Consider the following 16,267-nt stretch of genomic DNA (forward strand, 5'->3'; position numbering starts at 1 on the left):
GCAACGATGCCTCTGGTTCGAGAGGAGACGATGGTGAGCAAGGAAGTGGCTGATATGATGCTCGCTGTTATTCCACACATGCTGAATGAGGAGATGCGAGTGTCAGAGTCTGGGAACGTATCTGGGAACCTATATGGGAACGTCGCAGTCGTCGCCAGGTTTTTGGAAGAGGTCATCAATCAGGGGCGGTTGGAGCAAGCCGACGAACTTGTCGCGGTCGATTTTGTCGAGCTTGATCCTCTTCCGGGTCAGCGGCAAGGACGAGAGGGTTTGAAAGAGGTTATCGGGATGATGCGCGCCGCATTCCCCGATATTCACTGGGTTGCGGACGAGACGGTAGCTAGTGGAGACAAGGTTGTCACTCGCTTCACATGGACCGGTACGCATCGAGGGACGTTTCTCGGTGTTCCCGCTACAGGCAGGAGCGTCAACGTCAAAGGTGTCGTCATCGACCGCTTGGTCGGGGGCAAGATGACGGACAGTCGAATCCTGATGGATAACTTGACTATGATGCAGCAGCTTGGCGTCATTCCACAGGCATAGCGATCGGCGTGCAGATGATTGCGACGAACGATCGCCCTGGATGGAACTGAAACCCCGAAGCGGGATTTAACGAACTGGGGTTGCGGAGGGGCGTGGCTCGCGACCGTCAGTGGCTTTCAGGAAGTACATGCCGGCTGCGCAGTACTCGGAGTCGCTCTTCAGCTTGTGCTCGATGTGCGTGGCGGGCCCATCTTCCGAGCGGCGCTTGAAGAGTTTTACGGCGCCTCCGCAGGTCATGCAGCGGAACTCCGTGTCGTTGTCTTCGAGCGCGACCGTGATGGGCTTCACCTTCCAGAACGACTCGTAACCACCGGCTGCTCTGACGCGGCGACGCTTCACTTCACATTCGTAGAACTTTTCGCGTTCGATTGCCATGGGATACCTCGAGAGATTCTGTGCGGTTGGTCGTACGTTAGCCGTACTTTCAGATGTCGTGCGCAAAGAGCCTGGGAAAGTTGGTGCAGAGATGCAGGTCGTTACTCTACGGGATGAGTCGAATGTCTGGGCTCGCGCCCGTCGGTCGCTTTTTTGAAGAGCATACCGTTGGCGCAGTACTCGGAGTCTGCCGGAGACTTGTGTTCCACGTAAGGGACGGTGCCGGTCTTGCCGTTGCGGCCCAGCAGCTTGACCTCGCCGAAGCAATCCTTGCAGCGAAACTCGGTGTCGTTGTCGATCAGTGCAACCGCGACGGGCTTGATCTTCCAGAAGGGCTCATAGCCTCCGCCGGCCTTTACGCGACGTCGTTTTACTTCGCACTCAAAGATCTTTTCGCGTTCGACAGCCATTATTGTCCCGTTCCCCGACCGTCATGCGGTCGAGCTTTACTGTGGGCATGCCTACGCCGACCGGCACACTTTGCCCCGCCTTGCCGCAGGTGCCAATGCCTTCGTCGAGTGCCAGATCGTTGCCGACCATCGACACATACTTCAATGCTTCAGGGCCGTTGCCGATCAGCGTTGCACCCTTCACGGGCCGCGTTACCTTGCCGTCTTCGATCAGATACGCTTCGCTGGCCGAGAAGACGAACTTGCCGTTGGTGATGTCGACCTGCCCGCCGCCGAAGTTGACGGCATAGAGACCACGCTTGACGCTCTTGATGATGTCTTCGGGCATATCCTCGCCGTTGAGCATGTAGGTGTTGGTCATGCGCGGCATGGGGATGTGGTGATAACTCTCGCGGCGTCCGCTGCCGGTGTTGGGCATGCCCATCAGGCGCGAGTTGAGCTTGTCGGAGAGAAAGCCCTTCAGGATGCCGTTTTCAATCAGCACGGTCTCCTGCGTGGGATTCCCCTCATCATCCATGTTGATGGACCCGCGGCGACCGGGCATCAGGCCGTTGTCGACGACGGTGACCTTGGGGCTTGCGACCTGCTGGCCGATGAGTCCGGCAAAGGCTGAGGTTTTTTGCGGTTGAAGTCGGCTTCGAGTCCGTGGCCTACGGCTTCATGAAGCAGAACGCCGGGCCATCCGGGGCCGAGGACGACGGGCATCTCGCCTGCTGGAGCTTCGACTGCGCCCAGTTGCAGGATCGCGGTGCGTGCGGCCTCACGGGCGTGACGCTCGGGCGATTTGTCGCCTTCGAAAAATCCATCGTGACGCGGCCGCCGCCGCCGCTGGTGCCGCGTGCGGTGTTCACGCCGTCTTTCGCGATGACGAAGACGTTGAGGCGTGCGAGGGGCTGAGTATCCGAGGCGAAGGTGCCGTCGGAGGCAGCGACGAGGATGCGACGGAGTTCGTCGTTGAAGCCGGCGCGAACCTGCGTGATGCGGGAGTCGTAGGCTCGGGCGGCCTTGTCGGCACGTTGAATCAATGCCAGCTTGGCGGCGATCTCGGCGTCGCTGGTGGCTCCGGCGACCGGATAGAGCGAGGGAGTGTCGGTCTGGCGAAAACCGCTCATCACCTCTTTGGCTGGGCCGCTGGCGATCAGGGCCGCGGTTCGAGCTGCGCGGAGCAGGCGATCGCTCGAAAGATCGTCAGTGTAGGCGTAGCCGGTGCGTTCGCCCGAGACGACGCGGATGCCGCATCCTACGCTGATTCCCTGACTCGCTGACTTGACCAGGGACTCGTCAATGCCCAGCGAGGTTGACGTAACCGACTCAAAATAAAGGTCAGCATACTCGCCTCCGGCTGAAAGGGCCTCTCCGAGACAGCGTTCCATGAGGCGTTCCGACAGACCAAGTTTTTCGATGAAGTAGCGTTTGTGGTCGGGTGCGGGTATGGTCATCTAGATTGATTCTAGGCTTCCAATGGAGCCGCGGCAAATAACACTCTTGCGGAGGTGCGGCGGGAGTATGCCTTTCGACCTCTCCTTTTCGGGAAAATCCGCGCGCTTTAGGGTCTGTTTCAGCGTCCGTGCGATGGGTCAGCGGAGCCTGAAACGCTTAGATCGAGTGGGAGATTCGGGATATCGGCAGCGTAGCAGTTGCCGTCGGCGGCGTAGGTTTTGCTGCAGGCGGCGGTGATCCCCTTACGTCTTGGAGACTGAGCGTACTGCCACACTGCGATGTCCGGGGTGCCGCTGGAGTCGAGCGGAGGAGGTTGCAGGCTGCATCCATTGGCGGGTGGGCAGGCGTCCTGATAGACCCACATTGCAGCCTGGTGCAGGTGTTGAGCGGCGACTTGTTCGCGGATGTCCTGCACGGTGGTGATGGTCTTGCCCGGGCCATCGCCGACTGGCTGGCCGCTGCCATAAACTCCGGGGAGATACCCTGAGTGAGCTACGGCCTCTGTCCACGCAAGAAGATACGCCGACTGATCCGCTGTGAGGCGGCCGCCTTCCTCCTGATCCAGAAAGAGAATCGTGCGAGCGGGGAAGTGTTCGCGCTCGGCTGCGGCGGCCGCGGCTGCTGCGTCCCTGGTTCCAAGCGTGACAGGTGGGGTTCCGGATCGCCTGGCTTTCTTGATCTCGATTTCAAGCCTGCCGTTGAACAGCACCAGGAAGCCGAAGCCGTTACGCATCAAAGCCTCGCGCTTGCCCACCCAACCGTTCTGACTTTCGCCGGGAGGATTGTTGAGCCAATAACCGACAAAGGCGAAGTGTCTTTGCAGCGCAGGCAGTACTCCGTCACCTGGGTAGTCGTTGCTGTCAAAGCCGACATACTCGCGGCCCGCGCCATTGGATTGGTTGGCTTCTGTAACCGCATGATTCGAGGCCATAGCAGGGTACTGCTGCGCGTAAACAGGAGCAGAGGCAAAGAGTAGAGCGAGGCGGAGTGCAGATAATCGCATAAGAAAGCTACAAGGTACGCAACGGAATCTTCATAGAAGGTTACACAATTTCGTGTGCTAAGTTGCTGGTAGAGGTATGGAGGCGAGGCCATGGAGCAGATTGATGTAGACCCGAGGTTCCCCATAGGTGTATTCGAACCGCCAGCATCCATCTCTGCAGACGAGCGAACCGGGGCCGTTGCTTCGCTCGCTGAGCTGCCCGAACAACTGCGCAATGCTGTGGACGGATTGAGTTCGGCTCAGTTGGGTACGCCGTATCGCGAAGGCGGATGGACGCTGCGCCAGGTGGTGCATCACGTCGCGGATAGCCACATGAACGCCTTCGTAAGGGTGAAGCTTGCGCTGACCGAAGACTGGCCGACGGTCAAGACCTATGATGAAGCGGCCTGGGCTAAGCTGCACGACATGGCCGCTCCGGTGGAGTGGTCGCTGGAACTGGTGGAAGCGCTTCACGCCCGCTGGGTTATGCTGTTGCAGTCTCTCGACGAGCAGCAGTGGCAGCGTGGGTACATCCATCCTGCGGATGGTCGCGTCACGGTGGAACTTTCGGCACTGATCTACGCCTGGCACTCGCGCCATCACGTGGCTCACATTACGCATCTGCGCGCGAAAGAAGGATGGTAGCGGGCTGCCCGCCTATGTCCACCATTCAGATTGCTACGATGCCGAGCGAGATAGAACGCTGCTTTCCGGTGATGCGCCAGCTTCGACCCATGTTGGTTGCTGAGGAGTTTGTTGGTCGTATCCAGACCCAGCAGGCCGAGGGGTATCAACTCGCTTTTCTGGAGTCGGACGGTGCGATCGTTTCAGTCGCGGGCTTCCGTATGCAGACTCTGCTGTGGAGCGGCAAGACGCTCTACGTGGATGACCTTGTAACGGACGAAGCGGCGCGCTCGAAGGGGCATGGCGAGTCGATGATAACGTGGCTGATCGCGCTGGCGAAGGAGGCGGGATGCACCACCTTTATGCTTGACTCGGGAACGCACCGGCATGAGGCGCACGCATTCTACTTCCGTCATGGCCTGCGCATCTCCGACTATCACTTCAAGCTTCCTCTGTAGATTCCTTCGCCATTTGCGGAGATTTGCTCGCTCGCGGATGTGCTAACGTTCGGCTATGCCGCCAAGAGCCTCCTCCGCGGAGCCGGTGCAGACGGTAGAACAGATCACCGCTGCACTTGAATCCTTTTTAGCTGAATCTCCCCGCGCCGTGGTGCTGGAAGATGGCAAAGTTCTCTTCGACATGCGCGAGGCAAAGTACAAGCTTGCGACCGAGCACGGCCGCTGCACGCTGCATCTGTGGGGAGAGGACCGCAATCTTGTTCGGCGAGTTAGCGGTACGACGCTTCGCAACGGAGTGCTGCGGCTCAGCACGCATCGCTTCGGACAGACCAAACCGCAGACTCTGGAACTTGTAACCGATCGCGATCGTCGTACACCCTCAACGCGTGAGGCAACTCGCGTGAGATATCTGCGTGTGCTCGAGCGTGCGTTGCTGCGCAGCTTTCCTGAGTTCAAAGTAGATGGGCTTCGTACCGCGATGGATCTCGAGAAGAGCTTCGGCCCGGCCTATGCACGTGGTTCGCTGGTGCAGGGACAGAAGGCGTGGGCTGTAATTGCCGTGAATGAAGAGGAGAGCCAGGCCACCGTCGATGGCATTCTGACGTTGGGAATCCTGTGGTTGCAGCACTGCCGCGACTCCGGTGACGGACGAAAAGTGTATCAAGGGTTGAAGCTGATCGTGCCACGTGGCATGGCGATACTGACTCTTTCGCGGATGGCGTGGCTCAACCCCTCAGTCGCGCAGTGGGAGTTGTGGGAGTTGGACCAGAAGTCGGAAGAGTTGGAGCAGCGTGACGCCGCAGACCACGGCAACCTGACAACCCGCCTGATGCATGCGCCCAACGAGCACGCCGCACATGAACGATTCGCCGGGTCGAGGCTCCGTGTGATGACGCTGGTGCCGGAAACGATGCGCGAGGTGGTGGAGCAGCGGCTTCGCAGCGGCACCGAGCTTGCGTTTTTGCTGCATGGCCTCGAGTTTGCGCGGGTTCGAATGGGCTACTCGGGCAACTCCTTCAACAGCGCGCAGGAGATCACGTTCGGTGCCGGCGCAAACGAAACTCCGCTGACCGAAGAGAATGAGAACGAACTGCGCGAGCTGGTGGCGCGATTGTTTGCAAGGCGCATCTCTGGCGGCGACAAGCGCGATCCACTCTACCGCATGCAGCCCGAGCGCTGGCTGGAGAGCGTGCTGAGGCGTGATTTGGAGCCGCTCGATGCGCGCCTCGATTCGAAGCATGTTTACACGCAGGTGCCTGCGTTCGCCGCGGCAGATCGCGGAATGCTCGACCTGCTCGGCGTCACCGATGACGGACGGTTGGCGGTCATTGAATTGAAGGCCGACGAAGACCTCCACCTCGCTCTGCAGGGGCTTGATTATTGGATCCGGGTGCGATGGCACCATCTGCAGAACCCCGACAACGCCACTGGCCTAGGAGAGTTTCAGCGGCATGGATACTTCGGTGGGCTGCGCTTGTCGGCCGAGCCTCCGCGACTCTATCTGGTGGCTCCCGCGCTCCGAGTTCATCCGGCAACGGAGGTCGTGCTGCGGTACCTTTCACCGCGAGTCGAATGGAGTCTCATTGCGCTCGATGAGCGCTGGCGTGCGAAGGTGAAGGCGGTGTGGCGCAAACGGAACACGGATGCCGGATCACATTCGACGCACGTGTTGCAGGGTAGAGTGTAGTCGCGGTCAATCGCAGTAGGCTGCAGAGGTAAGAAGCTGGTCGTCCTGTGTGACGATCTCGGGATGGGAGACGAGTTCGTCTGCGCGGTTCGCGAAGAAGCTTTCGATCGCGCCGAGAACTGCGTCGCCGTTCTTTGATTCGAAGATCTGCTTGCGTAGCGCGCCTCCGCCAGGAACTCCGTGGGTGAACCAGCTGGCGAACTGCTTCATCTTGCCGACGCAGTCACGATGGCGCTGCTCGCGTGCGACCTGGCCTGCCGCGGTGATGGCCTCTGCGCGTGCTGCTTCGGCTCGCTCTTCGATGGCGATCTCATCGACCAGCATCTGGAAGTACGTACGAATCATGCGGTAGCGGTCCTGGTCGGTGGGCTGGTCGTAGATGCCAACGCCGGTCGCTTCCTTTGACGCGGTGTACTGCGCGATCTGCCGGAAGATCCACGGATTCGAAGGCGCGGTGCGGCCTATCATCACCGCGTCGCAGCCGGTGACATCCACCATCGCCGCGGCGTCCTCGGGGGTGCGAATGTCGCCGTTGCCGATCACAGGAATCTTCACTGCGTCTTTCACGGCGGCGATGTACTCCCAACGCGCCTGGCCGGTGTAGCCATCTTCGCGGGTGCGGGCGTGCAGGGCGACGGCGTTGAGGCCGCAGTCCTCCGCCATCTTGGCGAGCTCGACGCAGACGATGTGCTTGTCGTTCCAACCCATGCGGAACTTCACGGTGAAGGGAATCGTGACGGCGGCGCGGACGGTTTTGAAGATGGTCTCGATCAGCGGCAGATCGCGCAGCAGGCCGGAGCCTCCGTTGCAGGCGACGACGCGCTTCGCCGGGCAGCCGAGGTTCAGGTCTACGAGGTCAAAGCCTGCGTCCTGCACAATGCGAGCCGAATCGGCCAGCGTTGCGGGATTCGAGCCAAAGAGCTGTGCGGAGATGGGGTGTTCGTCGTCGTAGTAGGTCAGGTAGCGTTTGCGCTTGGTCTCGCGCATGCGGGAGAGGCCGTCGGCGGAGGTGAACTCCGTCATGATGAGGCCGCAACCTGACTGCTGATTTGAAGTGACACTGTCAATATTCGACGTCCGATCGACTGCGTCATCGGTCGCACTTGTAAACTGGCTGGCGTTCTTGATGAAGCGGCGAAAGACCGTGTCGGTCACGCCTGCCATGGGAGCAAGAACGGTCGCAGGAGCGATCTTCACGTTGCCGATGGTGAAACTGGCGGGGACGCGGGAGTGCTCGGGCATCGCGTGCTCGGCTGGTTCGTCCCAGCGCTTCTGCTCGAGGGTGTAACGCTTCTTCATGACAACAGGCGCTCTCGCGGTCGTTCTTCTCGATTAGTTTAGACAAAACAAAGGCCCCCGCGTAGTGCGGAGGCCCCTGGGTGGTTTAGGCGTCCGCTTACTTCGCGGCGGTCTCGGCCTTGCCGGCGTCCGACTTGGCGAACTTGCGGCGGAAGCGCTCGACGCGACCTGCGGTGTCGATCAGCTTCTGCTTGCCGGTGAAGAACGGGTGGCAGGCGGAGCAGATTTCGACGACGATGTCGCCCTTGTGCGTGGAGCGGGTCTCAAACGTGTTCCCGCAGGCGCACTTGACGTGAATGTTGTCATACTTCGGGTGAATACCTTCTTTTGGCATGGTAACTATCCTTTTCTGAATCTTGGGGTATGCCTGCCGGCTCGCGGATCGCTTGCAACGGAAGAGTTCACGTCACATCGAAGGGCCTGTCGCGCCGCCGCCTGCGCCTTTTTGGGAGCGCTCAAGCAGTTTCCTCAGTTTAACTCAGATTCGCACAGGGGGCAATTGGATTCAGATGCTGCCATACTGAGAGAACAGCCATGAGTGAAGTTTGCACGATATGCGGCGGGGCGGGGATGCTGATCCTGCAGGAGGATGGCAGGCAGTTCGTCAAAGACTGCGTCTGCCGGGTGCAGAGGCGCGCTGAGCGGATGCTGGGCCGCGCCCACATCCCAAAGCGATACGAACACTGTTCGCTTGAGAGTTACGAGACGGACTTTCCCTCCTCGAACCGGTCGCTTAGTCTGGCCCATCTCCGTGCCAAGAAGTTCGTTGACGGCTACCCGGTCGAGACGGCTGGAACCGGACTGCTCATCACTGGTTCGATCGGCGTGGGAAAGACGCATCTCGCGGTGGGGATTCTGCAGGCGTTGGTTGCTGAACGCGGCGCCACCGGTCTCTTCTTCGACTACCGTGACCTGTTGAAGCAGGTTCAAAACAGCTACAACAACAAGGTCTCCGCCACCGAACTCGAAGTATTGGCACCCGTCTTTGACGCCGAGGTGCTCGTTTTGGACGAACTCGGCGCGTCCAAGCCCACAGACTGGGTCTGGGACACGGTCGCGCACATTCTGAACACCCGCTACAACGACCGCCGCACCACGATCATCACGACTAACTACGCGAATGCAGGTCCTCTCGGAACCGAGAGCGGCGTGCGCGGGGCAATGCGCGAGGAGACGCTCGGCGACAGGATCGGCGAACGCATGCGGTCACGGCTGCAGGAGATGTGTGTTGTCGTAGAGATGCAGGGCGAAGACTTCCGCCAGAAAGTGAAACGCGCCAGCTTCGCCTAAGCGATATATTCAGTCATCGGTCGGTATCGCTTCAAGCATGAGCTAATGCAATGGCGAGGCCGGCGGATTTAGACCAGCGTGACCAGAAGAAACAAGCCGGCCGTGAGTGCGGCGAGCTGGTATATGCGGTCGGCCGCAACGGGAACTGAAACACCCTCCGCAACCCGCAAGCCGTTCTTAGGATCCAGTGGCGAGAAGGGAAGCTGCGGCGAAAGATCGATTTGCTCGTTCATGCTTAGCTCCTCTTACTCAGATCACCGAATGCTGTGGGCTAAAGAACAGTACCAGCGCAATTAGCCGACACCTTATAGATGTTCTATAACGCGAGAATGCGCCATTAAGTTCTGGTATCAGCATGAAAATTTGTCAAAGTTTTGCCACAGTCCCTATGGTGGTTCCCTTTCGGTAGCCCATAGGAGGGATATGACGAAGCGTGGCTCCGGTCGGGAGGGGTATCCGCGGTATAAAATCTCCGCTTATGAGCGAAGAGCGTCGTCCACTCGATACCCCGGTTAATGTATCTGGTTCCTCCCAGGGTGCACCGATCCCCCAGGGAAGTAGTGAAAACAACCCGCAGCCCGCGATGTTCGAGAGCAAGCCGCAGGAAGGTGGCGGGGTTCCGGTCGCAGCATGGGGGGTGGCGGGTTTGGCAGTGCTGGCGGTGGTCATCGGCCTGGTATTCGCGACGCGCCACAGATCGCAGACACCTCCCAACACCATCCAGCCATTGGCCGCCTACGCTGCCGAGCTTCCTCTTTCGCAGCTTGCGATGAGTGAGTCGACCAGCCTCTCCGGAGGAAAGTCGACCTTCATCGACGGTCACATCCAGAACGCCGGTGGTCAGACCGTGTCTGGCGTCACCGTCCAGGTCATCTTCCGCAACGACGAGGCCATGCCGCCGCAGGTGGAGACGCTACCGCTATCGGTGGTCCGAATGCGTGAGCCGTATATCGACACCCAGCCGATTAGTGCCTCCCCTCTAAAGCCCGGCGAGGAGCGGGATTTTCGCCTTATCTTCGAGACAATCCCGGCCAACTGGAACACGCAAATGCCCGAGATTCACGTCATTAGCGTGAACACAAAATAGCGCAAATCCGGGCGATCGGGTAATAGTTACCCGGCGTCCGGGAAGATTTTGCGTGAGTGGGTTGTAATCTCCCGTTTGGCTGGAACCCACGATCTTATCTAACCTCCATATTTTCAATGGGTTGATACGTTTAAGTACTTTGGCACGCTACCTGCTCTAGTAAGTGCATGTTGACGTCTGGAACACAGGCGCAGAGTCAGAACAGGAGAGCAGACCAAATGATGAAATCCGGAAATACTTTCGGCCTCCCAGTTTTACTGTTAGGTAGTGCATTGGGCATCTCGGCATTCGCTCAGACGAGCACTCCCGCTACGCAGACAACAGACCCCGCAGCAGCCAGTTCCACCTCGGGCGCACCCAGCCCCGACGATAAGGGTACCTACGCCACCGGCAAGCCCCTCCCCGATCAGTCGAAGGAAGGCTTCTGGGGACACGTGAACCCTCTTGCCCGCAAGAAGTGGGTAAATCGGCAGACGGCTCCGATCAAGGGCCAAGTCAACGAGCTCGATCAGCTTCAGTCAAAGAACGCCAATGATATCAAGGATGTGGACTCCCGCTCGCAGGCAGGCATCAAAAATGCGATGAATTCGGCTAACACGGCCGACCAACATGCTCAGGATGCTGCGAATCGCGCGAACTCCGCCCAGACGCTGGCGAGCAACGCAAGCACCCGGACAGATTCCCTCGGGAACACGGTCGGCAATCTCGATCAGTACCAGACCGTCTCTTCGACCTCAGTAAAGTTTGCTTCGGGGCGTACGACACTCGGGCCGACCGGTAAGTCCGACCTTGATAATCTCGCCACCACTCTCGCAAGCGAGAAGGGTTACATCATTGAAGTGCAGGGTTATAGCAGGTCTGGCGTTCAGACCTCGCAGGCGATGGCTGACTCCGTCGTCCGCTACCTCGTCACCGAGCATCAGGTTCCGGTCTACCGCATCTACAAGACGGGTCTTGGCAAGAACACCGCCAAGCCGGCAGAGGGTGAGCAGGCAGTCGTAAATGGTGTTCGCGTCACGCTGCTCCACAACAGCTTGGCAACGATGAGCCCCAACTCCGCGTCTAGTGCAACAGCGACGCCAAAGACCTCCCACGCGGGAGTAAGTTCACCACAAGAGGTGAATCAGTAGCCCTCCCCCAGGACGGTGCAGCTTACCCGCACCGTCCACAAGTTTGCCGAGATAGCGACTCAGAGCGCACTCGCAAAAACCTCTCCTAACCAGAGAGAACCAAGGCAGATTGGCCCCTCACTGAGGGGCCGCTTTTTTAACATTGCATCCTGTCGAGCGTGCCTCCGCGCGCGTCGTTCACGCCCCCTCTTAGCTTTGGGTTGACTAGCCTCTCAACTTGCTAGTCGAGAGGATCTTCCTTCCGACCAACGGGATGACCTTTGCATCCTTCGCGCCACAACCAAAGTACACACGCCACGAAGTGGCCGCTCCGCGCGCAGCGGGCCCGTCCGGCAGGACATGCTTCTAGCGAACCGCCTCGTGCACGGCAATCAATTGCTCCAGTACACCCTTCAGATGGTTTAGATGAAGCGCGTTGGCTCCATCGGACTTCGCCTCAGCAGGATTGTTATGCACTTCAAGAAAGACACCATCCACACCAGCGGCGACTGCCGCGCGGGCCAGCACGGGGATGAACTCCGGCTGCCCCCGCTAACGCCGTTGCCCGCTGAAGGCGTCTGCACCGAGTGCGTGCCATCGAAGACCACCGGGGCAAACCCACGCATCACCGGCAGCGAGCGCATATCCACCACCAGGTTGTTGTATCCGAAGCTCGCCCCGCGTTCGGTCAGCGAGACACGCTCGTTTCCGCTCTCGCGAACCTTTTCGACGGCGTGCCGCATGTCCCATGGCGCGACAAACTGGCCCTTCTTCACGTTGATCGCTCCACCGGTCTTCTTCGTCGCCTCAGCTGCGGCGATCAATAGGTCCGTCTGGCGGCAGAGAAAGGCGGGAATCTGCAGCACATCTACTGCTTCGGCGACAGGGTCGCAGTCCACCGCGGTGTGAACATCGGTCAACACAGGCAGGCCGGTGCTCTCGCTGATCGTGCGAAGAATGCGGCAACCCTCCACCAGCCCCGGTCCGCGAAAGCTTTTGATGGATGTTCGATTGGCCTTGTCATAGCTGGCCTTGAAGATGTACGGAACGCCGAGATCAGAGGTAATGCGCTGGATCGCATCTGCCATCATGCGTGCATGGCTCTCGGACTCGATCACACACGGTCCCGCAATAAGAAAAAGCTTGCCCCGGCCTACCGGGACCTGATGAGGTGCACTGCCTATATCGAAAGAATGAGTCACATCGTTTATTTGACCATAGCTCGCGACCCTGCGCGTGAGCCTGGATCGCGTCGGTCAGTTCTTCAGCGACCTGCCCAGCCCGGAGAGAACCAGCGTCATGAACGAGAGTCCGCGGCGGCTGTCTTCGCTCGTCGCGCGTCTTGCCAGCTGCCACAGGCTTGGCGCCTCTCGCTCCGCCTGATGCTCTTTCGTAGCATACGCCATCACCTTCGAGAGCTCATCGAGCACCTCCGGATCGAGTTCGGTAAGGATCTTCGCGGCGGTTAGCAGATTACGGATCGCTGCGATGCCTTCAGGCTGCGCCGCGTACTTCGACAACGTATTGAAGATCGTATCCTTCGCGCCGATTGCACCGTGCAGTAGGCTGAGCAGGCCCTTCCTGTGCGCCTCTTCAAGCACATCGTAGGCCAGCAGCAGAGCCTCTGCATGTTCTTCCGGAGCCTTCTCAAGCTTGCGCACTAGATCGGCTTTGAAGTCGACGGTAATCGGTTTGAAAGCAATTGGCTTTGCCATAACAGCTCCTGAAGATCGAAAAGTTAAACAGTAGTGGAGGTGATTTGAACGAGTTTGTCAGCGGCAACGGTGCCCGGCAGATGGTAGTCCTTGCGCGCCCACTTGCGCTCGATCTCAAGACCGGGCTGCGGTGTACGCGTGCCATAGCGAAAGTTTCTGCGCGGCAAAGGATTCTCACCCTGCTCCGGCAACACGGTCATGCTCACCGGCGTCTCTTTGTAAGCCGGTGTATGGGTGGCGCGATCGGTAAAGCTGCTGGTCAACCGGTTCACCGGCTCCTCAACCGAGTTCAGCGGCATGTAGAGTTGTTTCCCCTGAACACGATCGGTGACGATGACCTGCACGCGGACAACGCCGTAGGGGCTGGTGAGTTGGACGTGGCGGCCCGTGGTGATGCCGCGCTCGGCGGCGAGCTCGGGGAGACCTCCACCCAGGTGTTCGGTGTCATCTCTTTGAGCCCGGCGGTGCGATAGGTCATGCTGCCCTGCTCGAAGTGTTCCAGCAATCGGCCATTGTTAAGGTGCAGGTCGAACTCTTTGCTGATGTCTTCGTTCGGTGGAATGTATTCGACCGGATGGAACTTCGCCTTGCCGTCCGGGAAGGGGAACTTCTCGGTGAACAGAACCGGAGAGTCGGTGCCGTCCGCATGCACGGGCCACTGCAGAGACTTGAAGCCTTCGAGGCGGTCGTAATTAACGCCGGCAAACAGCGGCGTCAGTCGTGCTACCTCATCCATAATCTCCGAAGGATGTTGGTAGTTCCAGTTCCCACCCATGCGGTTGGCGATGAGTTGAATGATCTCCCAGTCGGCCTTCGCTTCGCCGAGCGGCTCTATCGCTTTGTAGATTCGCTGGATGCGGCGCTCCGTGCTCGTGAAGGTTCCCTCTTTTTCGAGCGAAGGGACGGCGGGGAGGACGAGGTCGGCGTAGCGGCAGGTCTCGGAGAAGTTGATGTCCTGGACGATCAGGAATTCGCATACGCTAAGTGCGTCGCCGACGTCGCCCGCGTTGGCATCGGAGGTGATAGTGTCCTCTCCTTTGATGTAGAGGCTCTTGAGGGAGCCGTTCTGAATAGCGCGGATCATCTCGTGGTTGTCGAGCCCTTTGCTGGTGGGAAGGGTAACGCCCCAGTCCGCTTCAAACTTTGCGCGGATCTCCGGGTCGTCGACTTTTTGGTATCCCGAAAAGACGTTTGGCATAGAGCCGTAATCGCTCGCTCCCTGCACATTATTGTGGCCGCGCAGCGGATAAGCGCCCGCGCCGGGACGCATGTAGTTGCCGGTGACCAGAAGCAGATTCGAGAGCGCCGTCGACGTATCCGATCCGCCGCAATGCTGGGTCACTCCCATCGCAAATAGGATGCACGTGCCATCCGCCGCCGCAATCTCATGTGCCACCGTCGTCAGTGTCGCCGCGGGAACGCCAGTAATCTTCTCGGCATATTCCAACGTGAACGGCTCAAGCGACTTCTTGAACTCATCGAAGTGATTCACCCACTTGTTGACGAAGTCCATCTTGGCCAGGCCGCTATCAATGATGTACTTCGACACCGCGCACATCCACACTGCGTCGGTTGACGGGTTCGGGCGGAAGAAGATATCGGCGCGTTCGGCCATCTCATGCTTGCGCAGGTCGGCCACGATCAGCCGCTGCCCGCGATGCTTATGCGAACGCTTGACTCGCGTGGCCAGCACAGGATGATTCTCCGCGGGGTTGGCCCCGACGATCAACACCAGCCCGGCTTTTTCGATATCCGCAATCGAGCCCGAATCGCCGCCATAACCCACAGTACGTTGCAGCCCCACCGTCGCAGGGTTCTGGCAGTAGCGGGCGCAGTTGTCGACGTTATTGGTCCCGATCACCGCGCGAGCCAGCTTCTGCATCACGAAGCTCTCTTCATTGGTGCACTTCGATGAGGCGATAAACGCCAGCGCATCCGGTCCATGCTCGTTCTTGATGCGTTTGAAGGTGTGCTCGATGATGTCGAGCGCCTCCTCCCATTCGATCTCGCGAAAGCCCTCTCCATCACGCAGCAGCGGCTTCACCAGCCGATCGTCGGAGTTGATATGACCCCACGCGAACTTGCCCTTTACGCAGGTAGAGATCCCATTCGCAGGCCCATGGGTCGGCTCAATCTTCAGAATATGGCGTTCCTTGGTCCACACCTCGAAGCTGCATCCCACCGCGCAGTAGGTGCACACCGTTTTGGTACGCTTGGTGCGCTCGTTGCGCATCTCCGACTCCATCTCAGAGAGCGACAGGATCGGCCCATATCCAATCGGTGGCTCGACACCCTTCACCACGTCGATCATGTTGTTCAGCGTCGCGGCTGGGAGGTCGGTCATGTAGCCCGCCTCGCCGAGCATCGACTTCTCCATCAGCGCGTTGCACGGACAAACTGTGACGCAGTGCCCGCACGAGACGCAACTCGAGCCTTCGATCTTCGTTCCGCCATCCCACAACACCCGCGGATGCTCGCTCTCCCAGTCGATCGAAAGCGTCTCATTCACCTGAACGTTCTGGCACGACTCCACACAGCGCCCGCACAAAATGCACTGGTCCGGATCGTAGCGGTAGAACGGGTTCGACATATCCTTCTCATACGGCTTCCGCTTGTACTCGCGATGCTGGTGCTTCACGTCGAGAACCGCCGTCGTATTGTGGATCGTGCAGTTCTGGTTGTTGTTATCGCACACCGTGCAGTACAGCATGTGGTTCTCAAGGATGCGGTCGAAGGCCTCGCGCTGTGCAATATCGACGGCCTCGCCAGCGGTCTCCACCTTCATTCCTGCGACAACTCGGGTCGAACACGCACGAGCCAACTCGCCATTCACCTTCACCAGGCAGGTGTCGCAACTTTCGATGGGTCCCATCTGTTTCAGATAGCAGACCTGCGGCACAGGCTTCTGCGCATTCACCGCGGTGCGCCGATTCAAGAGGTCGATCAACAACTCACCGGACCGGCCAGGAACCTGCAGTCCATCAATGGTCAACTGTGTATTCGGAGTGTGCTCGGCGGGGGTATTCAACAGCGATTTCGTAGTAGCCATAGTCCCTCTAAATTGCGAAGCAGAATAACAGGCAACTCGCCGGTGCGATCACTCCGCGTCTTTCCACATTACACCCAACCTGCAACGGCAAAATCATGACAAAAAAAGTGCATCCGGCGAGCGCTTGGAACGCATCCAAGGCTTTTCATTGAAGCAAACTTTCGAGAACGCCCAACCGAAACCGCACGACTGGCACCAC

Annotated in this window: 16 protein-coding genes and 2 pseudogenes; 7 read left to right on the plus strand and 11 right to left on the minus strand. The window is 59.2% G+C overall.

Translation table 11 applies throughout. The features are described from left to right. Positions 1-30: 30 nt before the first annotated feature. Positions 31-543 (plus strand): ester cyclase, encoded by a 513-nt coding sequence (locus RBB80_RS10545; protein WP_433968135.1) that lies wholly within the window; start codon positions 31-33, stop codon positions 541-543. A gap of 66 nt (positions 544-609) precedes the next feature. Here RBB80_RS10545 and RBB80_RS10550 read toward each other — a convergent pair whose 3' ends face one another. The 4 genes and pseudogenes from RBB80_RS10550 to RBB80_RS10565 form a co-directional block, all read right to left on the minus strand. Beyond that, positions 610-918 (minus strand): hypothetical protein, encoded by a 309-nt coding sequence (locus RBB80_RS10550; RefSeq protein WP_433968136.1) that lies wholly within the window; start codon positions 916-918, stop codon positions 610-612. Between the two features lie 101 nt (positions 919-1,019). After that, positions 1,020-1,328 (minus strand): hypothetical protein, encoded by a 309-nt coding sequence (locus RBB80_RS10555; RefSeq protein ID WP_433968137.1) that lies wholly within the window; start codon positions 1,326-1,328, stop codon positions 1,020-1,022. Continuing rightward, positions 1,300-2,767 (minus strand): annotated as a pseudogene (gene tldD, locus RBB80_RS10560) (metalloprotease TldD). The gene RBB80_RS10555 and the pseudogene tldD overlap by 29 nt, the downstream one beginning before the upstream one ends. Positions 2,768-2,886: 119 nt before the next feature. Further along, positions 2,887-3,699: a glycoside hydrolase domain-containing protein gene (locus RBB80_RS10565; protein WP_433968138.1), complete on the minus strand. Its 813-nt coding sequence runs from the start codon at positions 3,697-3,699 to the stop codon at positions 2,887-2,889. Between the two features lie 162 nt (positions 3,700-3,861). Between RBB80_RS10565 and RBB80_RS10570 the strand changes: the two genes are divergently transcribed. Genes RBB80_RS10570 through RBB80_RS10580 form a run of 3 tightly spaced genes read left to right on the plus strand, consistent with a single transcriptional unit; the run spans position 3,862 to position 6,519 of the window. Next, positions 3,862-4,395: a YfiT family bacillithiol transferase gene (locus tag RBB80_RS10570; protein ID WP_433968139.1), complete on the plus strand. Its 534-nt coding sequence runs from the start codon at positions 3,862-3,864 to the stop codon at positions 4,393-4,395. A gap of 14 nt (positions 4,396-4,409) precedes the next feature. Next, positions 4,410-4,832, plus strand: a complete 423-nt coding sequence (locus tag RBB80_RS10575; protein WP_433968140.1) for a GNAT family N-acetyltransferase — start codon at positions 4,410-4,412, stop codon at positions 4,830-4,832. A gap of 55 nt (positions 4,833-4,887) precedes the next feature. Continuing rightward, positions 4,888-6,519: a hypothetical protein gene (locus RBB80_RS10580; protein ID WP_433968141.1), complete on the plus strand. Its 1,632-nt coding sequence runs from the start codon at positions 4,888-4,890 to the stop codon at positions 6,517-6,519. A gap of 6 nt (positions 6,520-6,525) precedes the next feature. On the opposite strand, the gene RBB80_RS10585 is transcribed toward RBB80_RS10580, so the two are convergent. Together RBB80_RS10585 and rpmE are read right to left on the minus strand one after the other, a co-directional pair. Then, a complete protein-coding gene (locus tag RBB80_RS10585; protein ID WP_433968142.1) occupies positions 6,526-7,818 on the minus strand; it encodes a tRNA dihydrouridine synthase in 1,293 nt (430 codons plus the stop codon). Positions 7,819-7,915: 97 nt separating this feature from the next. Beyond that, entirely contained in the window at positions 7,916-8,152 is a 237-nt protein-coding gene (gene rpmE / locus RBB80_RS10590; protein WP_179586303.1) for a 50S ribosomal protein L31, read from the minus strand. 200 nt (positions 8,153-8,352) lie between these two features. Here rpmE and RBB80_RS10595 point away from each other — a divergent pair, with 200 nt between their 5' ends. Next, the gene (locus RBB80_RS10595; RefSeq protein ID WP_433968143.1) at positions 8,353-9,108 is read left to right on the plus strand and encodes an ATP-binding protein; all 756 of its coding nucleotides are present in this window, start codon (positions 8,353-8,355) and stop codon (positions 9,106-9,108) included. A gap of 68 nt (positions 9,109-9,176) precedes the next feature. Here the strand turns inward: RBB80_RS10595 and RBB80_RS10600 are convergent, their stop codons facing one another. After that, on the minus strand, positions 9,177-9,341 hold the full coding sequence (locus RBB80_RS10600) for a hypothetical protein (RefSeq protein ID WP_433968144.1): 165 nt from the start codon (positions 9,339-9,341) through the stop codon (positions 9,177-9,179). 350 nt (positions 9,342-9,691) lie between these two features. On the opposite strand from RBB80_RS10600, the gene RBB80_RS10605 reads away from it, so the two are divergent. Together RBB80_RS10605 and RBB80_RS10610 are read left to right on the plus strand one after the other, a co-directional pair. Next, a complete protein-coding gene (locus RBB80_RS10605; protein WP_433968145.1) occupies positions 9,692-10,195 on the plus strand; it encodes a DUF2393 family protein in 504 nt (167 codons plus the stop codon). A 218-nt stretch (positions 10,196-10,413) separates the two neighbouring features. After that, entirely contained in the window at positions 10,414-11,325 is a 912-nt protein-coding gene (locus tag RBB80_RS10610) for an OmpA family protein (protein ID WP_433968146.1), read from the plus strand. A gap of 345 nt (positions 11,326-11,670) precedes the next feature. Here the strand turns inward: RBB80_RS10610 and kdsA are convergent. The 4 genes and pseudogenes from kdsA to fdhF all read right to left on the minus strand — a co-directional run bounded on the left by kdsA (position 11,671) and on the right by fdhF (position 16,068). Beyond that, positions 11,671-12,506, minus strand: a pseudogene (gene kdsA / locus RBB80_RS10615) (3-deoxy-8-phosphooctulonate synthase). Positions 12,507-12,560: 54 nt separating this feature from the next. Beyond that, positions 12,561-13,019, minus strand: a complete 459-nt coding sequence (locus tag RBB80_RS10620; RefSeq protein ID WP_433968147.1) for a DUF1641 domain-containing protein — start codon at positions 13,017-13,019, stop codon at positions 12,561-12,563. Between the two features lie 23 nt (positions 13,020-13,042). Next, positions 13,043-13,414: a molybdopterin dinucleotide binding domain-containing protein gene (locus RBB80_RS10625; RefSeq protein WP_433969613.1), complete on the minus strand. Its 372-nt coding sequence runs from the start codon at positions 13,412-13,414 to the stop codon at positions 13,043-13,045. Continuing rightward, on the minus strand, positions 13,309-16,068 hold the full coding sequence (gene fdhF, locus RBB80_RS10630) for a formate dehydrogenase subunit alpha (protein ID WP_433968148.1): 2,760 nt from the start codon (positions 16,066-16,068) through the stop codon (positions 13,309-13,311). The genes RBB80_RS10625 and fdhF overlap by 106 nt, the downstream gene beginning before the upstream one ends. Positions 16,069-16,267 lie beyond the last annotated feature (199 nt).

The sequence above is a fragment of the Tunturiibacter gelidiferens genome (assembly GCF_051013345.1).
In the GTDB taxonomy this organism is placed as follows: domain Bacteria; phylum Acidobacteriota; class Terriglobia; order Terriglobales; family Acidobacteriaceae; genus Edaphobacter; species Edaphobacter gelidiferens_A.